At 40.9% G+C, this 5,875-nt stretch carries 6 protein-coding genes and 4 tRNA genes; 7 read left to right on the top strand and 3 right to left on the bottom strand.

Annotated features, from left to right (window positions below):
• Positions 1-162: 162 nt before the first annotated feature.
• Positions 163-1,503 (bottom strand): CDP-diacylglycerol--serine O-phosphatidyltransferase, encoded by a 1,341-nt coding sequence (gene pssA / locus EYW48_RS20195; RefSeq protein ID WP_171980933.1) that lies wholly within the window; start codon positions 1,501-1,503, stop codon positions 163-165.
• A gap of 71 nt (positions 1,504-1,574) precedes the next feature.
• On the bottom strand, positions 1,575-2,027 hold the full coding sequence (locus tag EYW48_RS20190; protein ID WP_053309850.1) for a GNAT family N-acetyltransferase: 453 nt from the start codon (positions 2,025-2,027) through the stop codon (positions 1,575-1,577).
• Between the two features lie 65 nt (positions 2,028-2,092).
• Here EYW48_RS20190 and murB point away from each other — a divergent pair, with 65 nt between their 5' ends.
• Both murB and birA read left to right on the top strand, forming a co-directional pair.
• Entirely contained in the window at positions 2,093-3,139 is a 1,047-nt protein-coding gene (murB, locus tag EYW48_RS20185) for a UDP-N-acetylmuramate dehydrogenase (RefSeq protein ID WP_171980932.1), read from the top strand.
• Positions 3,136-4,098, top strand: coding sequence for a bifunctional biotin--[acetyl-CoA-carboxylase] ligase/biotin operon repressor BirA (birA, locus tag EYW48_RS20180; RefSeq protein WP_171980931.1), 963 nt, complete (start codon positions 3,136-3,138; stop codon positions 4,096-4,098). The genes murB and birA overlap by 4 nt, the downstream gene beginning before the upstream one ends.
• A gap of 17 nt (positions 4,099-4,115) precedes the next feature.
• Here the strand turns inward: birA and coaA are convergent, their stop codons facing one another.
• The gene (gene coaA, locus EYW48_RS20175; protein WP_053309849.1) at positions 4,116-5,039 is read right to left on the bottom strand and encodes a type I pantothenate kinase; all 924 of its coding nucleotides are present in this window, start codon (positions 5,037-5,039) and stop codon (positions 4,116-4,118) included.
• Between the two features lie 214 nt (positions 5,040-5,253).
• Here coaA and EYW48_RS20170 point away from each other — a divergent pair.
• The 5 genes from EYW48_RS20170 to EYW48_RS20150 all read left to right on the top strand — a co-directional run.
• A tRNA-Thr gene (locus tag EYW48_RS20170) sits at positions 5,254-5,329 on the top strand.
• A 35-nt stretch (positions 5,330-5,364) separates the two neighbouring features.
• Positions 5,365-5,449: transfer RNA gene (locus EYW48_RS20165), tRNA-Tyr, on the top strand.
• A 34-nt stretch (positions 5,450-5,483) separates the two neighbouring features.
• Positions 5,484-5,558 (top strand) — tRNA-Gly (locus EYW48_RS20160).
• A 12-nt stretch (positions 5,559-5,570) separates the two neighbouring features.
• Positions 5,571-5,646, top strand: a tRNA-Thr gene (locus tag EYW48_RS20155).
• 101 nt (positions 5,647-5,747) lie between these two features.
• The coding region (locus tag EYW48_RS20150) for a GTP-binding protein (RefSeq protein WP_238336750.1) at positions 5,748-5,875 on the top strand (128 nt) is incomplete at its 3' end.

Genomic DNA, 5,875 nt, shown 5'->3' with positions numbered 1-5,875 from the left:
GGGGTTTTTTGCGTTTAGGGCATTAAGCTATACTCGTTACCTCTTTTCCTACTAGCCTCTCTTCTCTTTATTGCTACAGCGACAGAAGTGCACAGCACTAAAAAATGAGTATGAAAAAGCCGATACATAATGTGATCGGCTTTTGCTATCGAGAGTTGGGTATTATAGAATTTGCTTAAGTACTTTATCTGCTTTAACTCTGGTGACTTTTCGTAATAGTTTTTGCACCGAATTAGGGTAATCCTCAATTTTTTCTAATTGCTTGTAAGTACAGACTAATTGAGTGTGCTTAAGGATATTTTCGATTTCACGATCAAATTTTTCAGTAAGATGATGGTAGTGATCTTGGATAAGAATCGCATTTTCTAGATCTAACTTCCAAGCCCTTGGATTTAAGTTATTGCCTGTAATTAGCATATAGCGTTTATCTACCCATATCCCTTTCAGGTGAAAGCTATTTTCATCATGCTTCCAAAGATGAATAGAAAGGTTTCGGCTAGCGATATTGGCTTCATTGGCTTTGGCAAAACGACGCAGATTTATTTCGTATAAATAAGGCAATCCACCAATAGTTTTAAAATCTTGCTCAGGAGAGATATAGAAGTCGTTGGCTGTTTTATCACCGACCACGATATGAACTTTTACTCCTCTTTTTAATGCTCTTTTGACTTCCTTAGCAACACTTTTGGGGAAATTAAAATATGGAGTACAGATAAAAACTTCATCTTTGGCTTGAGCTATCAATTGATTAATATGGTGATTGAGCTTATTTCTACGTTTGCCAATGCCAACCAATGGCGTTAAAGCAACTTGCTCTGCGCTTATCGTTTGTGTTTCAAATTCATAGTTTGCTAAAGCCAAAGTTGCGCGAAATTGACGGATGTCGGCTTTAATATCTTTTGTTTTTGGTTTTGATGTACAGGCTAAGTCATTGACAGCTGGATGGCTGATCATTGTTTGGTGAATGAATTTCACCATGGAGTCTGCCAGTGTTTCATTATCGATAGTATGGTAACGGTCGAATCGATAGCGCTCTTGCTGATGCAGATAAACGTTATTGAGACTAGCACCACTGTAAATTACTTGATCGTCAATGATGAAACCTTTGAGGTGTAAAACACCAAAAACCTCTCTACCTCTGACGGGGATGCCGTAAACTGGGATTGCATGCTCATGCTTTTGGGCCAACTCTTTGTACATTGAAGCATTCCCTTCAGATGCATCAGCGCCAATGAGGCCACGCTGAGCTCTGTGCCAATCAACGCAAATTACAATGTCTAAGCCTGGGTTTCTTTGCTTGGCTTGATAAAGTTCGTTGAAAACTTCTCTGCCTGCTTCGTCATCTTCTAAATAAAGAGCCACAAGATAAATCCGCTTACTTGCCTGACGGATCGACTCAATCAAGTGATTCTTAAATTCTTTGGCGGAAAATAAAACCTCAAATTGATCTGGCGATTGTGCAATAGTTGGCAGGTGTTCGAATGGATTTCTATGAGCAATCATATTGGATGATATACCTTACTTATTTGCAAAATTGCGAACTCTAGATAGTATCAAATTAGAGTGATGAATTGCTAGAGAAGCTGATTATTCTCACTAGCTTTTCCCATGTATCGCATAGGAATGAGATCTTTGCCACTACGTAAATAGCGCTCTAGAAGCTGCATGAGGCTTTGTGGTATTTCATTTGGCGCTAAAGTCCTAAAACCGTGTGCACAATAAAAACTTTCTAGATGGCTATAGGCAAAACAATAGTCTTGTGAGGTCAGAATGTGAGATTCACAATAGCCGAGCAACTGTGAGCCAACTCCTTGCCCTCTATGCACTGGAACAACAAGCATGCCAGTTAATAATCGATATTGTTCAATGCTTCTAAATCTAACCACAGTGCATATCGCGCCGTTGATAGTCCCCACAATACACAGCTCATCTTTCTTTGCTTTTGCTGAAGGATAGTGATCTTTATAGATCCGCTTGATCAAGGGGAGTTTGATTGGGGGAAGGACTTCAAAGTGTAGTTCAGTCATTTCTTTCTGCTTCATATAACTATCTGTTGTAGAATGAAGCGAGTTTAATTTATTCATAGAATGCCATGCAATTACATCCCAACGCTAATCTCAAAGACCACCATACTTTTGCTATTGAGCAGTCATGCCACTTCCTAGTTGAAATTGAATCAGTACAAGATTTGATTGAAGTTTATCAGAGCCCGCAATGGCACAATTTACCCAAACTTATACTCGGTAAGGGAAGTAATGTACTATTCACTAGTGAGTTTCAAGGTGTGGTATTAAGCAACCAAATTAAAGGGTTGCAGCATACACAGGATGAAAATTATCACTATTTACATATCTCTGGTGGGGAAGATTGGCCTTCACTTGTTGAGTGGACGGTGAAACAAAATATCGCAGGTCTTGAAAATTTAGCCTTGATACCCGGTTGCGCGGGCTCTGCCCCGATCCAAAATATCGGAGCTTATGGTGTAGAGTTCCAAGATGTTTGTCATTACGTTGATTATCTATGTTTAGAGTCATTTACCGTTAAACGTCTGACAGCCCAAGAGTGCTTGTTTGGTTATCGAGACTCTATTTTTAAACATCAGCTATATGGCAAAGCTATTGTGGTTGCGATTGGATTAATACTTCAGAAAAATTGGCAACCCACTCTGAATTATGGACCGTTACAGGATCTTAATGCCGAATCTTGCACATTGTTGGATATATATCAGTGTATATGTGCAACGCGCCAAGCTAAATTACCTGATCCCAGAATACTTGGTAATGCAGGCAGCTTTTTTAAGAATCCTGTTATTAGTCTAAGTCTATGGGAAGTATTATTACAGCGTTATCCTGATATAGTTTCTTACCCGGTTAATGGCGGTAGAAAAATTGCTGCGGGTTGGTTGATTGATCAGTGTGGGCTAAAAGGTATTCGTGTTGGAGGGGCTCAAGTGCATCCAAAACAAGCTCTTGTTATTGTCAACAGTGGTGATGCAACCGCGGAAGATGTTATTCAACTTGCTTCGAAAATTTGTAAGACGGTTTACAGTAAATATTCTATCTATTTAGAGCATGAAGTCCGATTTTTAGACAATAAGAAAGAAACAACGCTACAGCAAATTATGGGGAAGCAAGATTGAAAGATCATAGCGTTAAATTATCTTTGTTAAAACATTTAGCCAAGGGTGATTTCTGCTCAGGAGAGTCTTTAGGGGCTGAACTTGGCATCTCTCGTGCTGCTATTAGCAAGCACATGCAGGGCATTCAAGAATGGGGTATTGATGTTTTTCGTGTACAGGGGAAGGGGTATCAACTTGCTCAACCTCTGAGCTTACTTAACGAAGACGTCATTCAAGAAGCGGTCGATAACCCTGTAAAACTCCTTCCTATCATTGATTCGACTAACCAGTACTTACTCGAAAAAATTGATAGTTTGCCATCGGGGAGCGTGTGCTTAGCCGAGTATCAAGCTAATGGTCGTGGCCGTCGTGGTCGCCAATGGATCTCTCCTTTTGGTAGTAATCTTTATATTTCAATGTATTGGAGATTAGAGGCTGGAATGGCTGCAGCCATGGGACTTAGTTTGGTGGTTGGGGTTGCCATTGTTGAGGCTTTAGAACGCCTAGGGTTTGACGGAGTTAAGCTGAAATGGCCAAATGATCTCTATTTTCAAGATAGAAAGCTTGCTGGAATTTTGGTTGAATTGACAGGTCAGGCTGGAGCAGCAGCGCATTTAGTTATTGGCATGGGGATGAACATTTTTATGCCGGAAAATGAATCATCAATTGATCAACCTTGGGCTAGCCTGTCACAAGTCACCGATCGTGCCAATATTGATCGGAATCAGCTCACAATTGCGTTTATTCAATCTCTGGACCACGCTCTACGTGATTATGAAATGAACGGTATGAAAGATTTTGTGCCGCGCTGGAATCGTCTTGATAACTTCATCGGTCGTAAAGTTAAGTTGATCATCGGTCCGCGAGAAATCTATGGAACAGTGCATGGAATTAGTGAGCACGGTGCAGTTTTACTTCAAACTGAAAACGGCTTACAAAGCTATATTGGTGGTGAGATCTCATTACGTAAGGCTGAATAGATGTATCTGTAAATCCATTACTTTCGCAACAATATCTCTTCAACGGTATGATTTACCCCTTTGCGTAAAATAAGCTGGGCACGTTCTTTTGTCGGTAGAATATTGCTTTGCAGGTTTTTACCATTGATGGAATGCCAGATACTTTGTGCTTTTTCCCGCGCTTCTTGCTCTGATAGTTTTGTATAGTGACTGAAGTAAGAACCAGATTTTTTGAACGCACCATGACGAAATTTCATAAATCGTTCCACGTACCACTTTTCAATCTGTTCGCTATCAGCATCAACATAAAGAGAAAAGTCTAAGAAATCTGAAATAAACACGCGATGAGGGTCATGGGGATAATCCATACCACTCTGAAGGACATTCAAGCCTTCAATGATCAGAATGTCAGGCCTATCTACTACTTTTTCTTCACTTGTAATGTCATAAGTAAGATGTGAGTAGACTGGTGCTGAAACATGGCGCTTTCCTGCTTTAACATCCGAAACAAACTGCACAAGGCGTTTCATATCATAGGATTCAGGGAAGCCCTTTCGCTGCATTATTCCTTTTTCATTCAATACTTGATTAGGAAATAAAAAGCCGTCGGTGGTGATTAATTCTACTTTAGGGTGGTTTTCCCATCGTGAAAGTAGAGCTTTTAATAGGCGAGCAGTCGTACTTTTTCCTACAGCAACACTGCCAGCAATACCAATCACAAATGGTGGAGCAATGTCCGTGTTACCAATAAACTGGTGAAGAACCGTGTTTCGGCTCTGTCTTGCTACGACATATAGATTGAGTAAACGAGCCAAAGGTAGGTAGATTTCTTCGGTTTCTTTCATCGTCAGATTTTCATTAATCCCTTGCAGTTCCTTTAGATCGGCTTCAGATAAAGTCATCGGTACAGAGTTGCGTAACTCCGCCCATTGATGGCGATCAAAAGAGATGTAAGGACCCATAAAATACTCGGCAATGAAAATAAGAGAGAAATTAAGAGGATGAAACATACCTCAAGGTGAAAAGAATGCAAACTTCTAAAGTGAGAGAATTGAGCTAGAAAACGCAATTAGTCCGAAAAAGCAACGAATAAGCGAAAATTACAGAAAAATAGATTTTTTTTTAAATTTGGTCTTGCAAGCTAGAACATCATTCAATAGAATGCGCCCCACTTATGCCGACTTAGCTCAGTAGGTAGAGCAACTGACTTGTAATCAGTAGGTCACCAGTTCGATTCCGGTAGTCGGCACCATTCTTCCTTATTTGAGGAGGAGTGGCGAAAAATTTGGAGGGGTTCCCGAGTGGCCAAAGGGAGCAGACTGTAAATCTGCCGGCACTGCCTTCGATGGTTCGAATCCGTCCCCCTCCACCATATTCTTAAGGAAATAGCTCTCAGAGTTACGTGTGCGGGCATCGTATAATGGCTATTACCTCAGCCTTCCAAGCTGATGATGCGGGTTCGATTCCCGCTGCCCGCTCCAACCATTTTGAGTGCTGATATAGCTCAGTCGGTAGAGCGCACCCTTGGTAAGGGTGAGGTCCCCAGTTCAAATCTGGGTATCAGCACCAGCTCTCTAAGCAATAATTTCCTTTTGATATATACTTCTTACCAATAATTTTGGTTGCGTGGTCATCAAAGCCACCTAAATCCGTACCTAGAGGGACAACTCATGTCTAAAGCAAAATTTGAACGTACGAAACCGCACGTAAACGTTGGTACTATCGGCCACGTTGACCACGGTAAAACAACTCTAACTGCTGCTATCTGTACTACACTTGCAAAAGTGTACGGTGGTGT

The sequence above is a fragment of the Vibrio sp. 1180_3 genome (assembly GCF_029478545.1).
Taxonomy (GTDB): domain Bacteria; phylum Pseudomonadota; class Gammaproteobacteria; order Enterobacterales; family Vibrionaceae; genus Vibrio; species Vibrio aestuarianus.
Note: the sequence above shows the minus strand (reverse complement) of the source record. Positions and strands in the feature narration are given on the sequence as shown.

Bases quoted from the DNA above. Each gene is read 5' to 3' on its own strand.
- pssA (WP_171980933.1), bottom strand. From the start codon at position 1,503: ATGATTGCTCATAGAAATCCATTCGAACACCTGCCAACTATTGCACAA.
- EYW48_RS20190 (WP_053309850.1), bottom strand. From the start codon at position 2,027: ATGACTGAACTACACTTTGAAGTCCTTCCCCCAATCAAACTCCCCTTG.
- murB (WP_171980932.1), top strand. From the start codon at position 2,093: ATGCAATTACATCCCAACGCTAATCTCAAAGACCACCATACTTTTGCT.
- coaA (WP_053309849.1), bottom strand. From the start codon at position 5,039: ATGGGTCCTTACATCTCTTTTGATCGCCATCAATGGGCGGAGTTACGC.